Origin of the sequence: Pseudoalteromonas sp. PAST1 (assembly GCF_021532515.1) — a bacterium.
GTDB classification, from domain to species: domain Bacteria; phylum Pseudomonadota; class Gammaproteobacteria; order Enterobacterales; family Alteromonadaceae; genus Pseudoalteromonas; species Pseudoalteromonas simplex.
In genome coordinates, this window is the sequence record NZ_JAKGBH010000125.1 from 1 (window position 1) to 1,601 (window position 1,601).

A 1,601-nucleotide genomic window follows, 5' to 3' on the forward strand; every position below is an offset into this window, starting at 1 on the left:
CTTGATACTTATTGAACCTTCTCCCCGAAGTTTAGCGAACAGCTAAACTTCAAGGCGACCAAACCAAAAGGAGAAAGCTCAGTGAAACTTTATACTAATTATCATAAATATTATTGTGGAATTGATCTACATGCACGCATTTTATACGTTTGTATCCTTGATGATCGCGGCAGCAAAGTTGTTCACCAGAAAATAAAAGCCGATAAAACCGCATTACTTAAACTCATTTCCCCTTACCTCGAAGATATCGTTATTGGTGTTGAGTGCATGCATTGCTGGTATTGGGTCAGTGACTTATGTGCTGAACAGGGTATTGATTTTGTGCTTGGTCATGCCCTCTACATGAAAGCGATTCACGGAGGCAAAGCCAAAAACGATAAAATTGACTCATATAAAATTGCTAGCCTATTACGAGGTGGTAACTTTCCACTTGCTTACAATTACCCCGCACATATGCGTTCTACTCGTGATTTACTCCGTCGAAGAACTAAGCTCGTTCAACATGGGGCACAATTAAAAGCACATATAGTTAACACTAATAGCCAATACAACTATCCAGCACTTGAGCTACATATGAAGAACAAATGTGTTCGTCAAGAATTCCAAACGCGTTTTGAAGACCAAGCCGTTCAACGCAATATCAACTTCGACCTCGCCATTCTCGATAGTTACGCAGAAGAGCTTAAAAAGCTTGAATATTACTTAGAGGGCAAAGCAAAGCAGCATCAGCCAAATTATTATACTCAGCTTCGCACCATCCCAGGTATTGGTCTTATTTTAGCGATGACTATTTTGTATGAGATTGGAGACATTAACCGCTTTGAATCTGTACAAAAGTTCGCTTCTTACTGCCGACTCGTGAAATGTAAAGCCGAGTCCGCTGGTAAAACCTATGGTACTAGTGGTAATAAGATTGGTAATGGTCATTTAAAATGGGCCTTTAGCGAAGCCGCTGTACTCTATTTACGCGGCAATGACAAAGCTCGTCGTTACTTAAACAAACTGCAAAAGCGTATGACCAAAGCCAAAGCGTTATCTGTCCTTGCCCACAAGCTTGGGCGTTGTGTGTATTTTATGTTGAAAAATAAGACGGTATTCGATGATGAAAGGTTTTTAAAAAGCTAAGTCGCACAATGAGGTGAGCTGCTCTCCTAACTAGATAGGCATGAACAACCACGCATTATTTGTGTTTTAGTCAGCAAAAGCTGTGTTCGCAGGTAAGTGTTGTCGATGTAATAAGCTATTTGGCCTTGATTAGACACCTCATTGGTGCGCATTAATTTTGTAATGAATTAAATCGTTTGCACCTTAACTGAGCCTTTAACTAACTGGACACATGAGCCATATCCTTGAGTAGCGCCAGTTTAAGGTTAACCGATAAATGTCTAGTGGCCCTAAGCAATTGATGTATTAACTGATTTAGGCAGCGATAAGATCGCAATAAGAGACCCTCAATATGTGTTTGCCGTAAACGATTTTTAACGGCTAACAGACATACCGAAGATAAACAGATTTAAAAGATTACAAAGACAAATTAGCTGCTTAAAGCAGCTAAAAAGAATCGTTATGCTTACTTGACCCGAGAAGGTTCATATGTGTTA

1 protein-coding gene is annotated in these 1,601 nt (G+C 39.7%); it reads left to right on the forward strand.

The window, feature by feature from the left end:
• Nucleotides 1-81 precede the first annotated feature (81 nt).
• The gene (locus L1272_RS22965) at nt 82-1,125 is read left to right on the forward strand and encodes an IS110 family transposase (RefSeq protein ID WP_235374363.1); all 1,044 of its coding nucleotides are present in this window, start codon (nt 82-84) and stop codon (nt 1,123-1,125) included.
• Nucleotides 1,126-1,601: the final 476 nt, after the last annotated feature.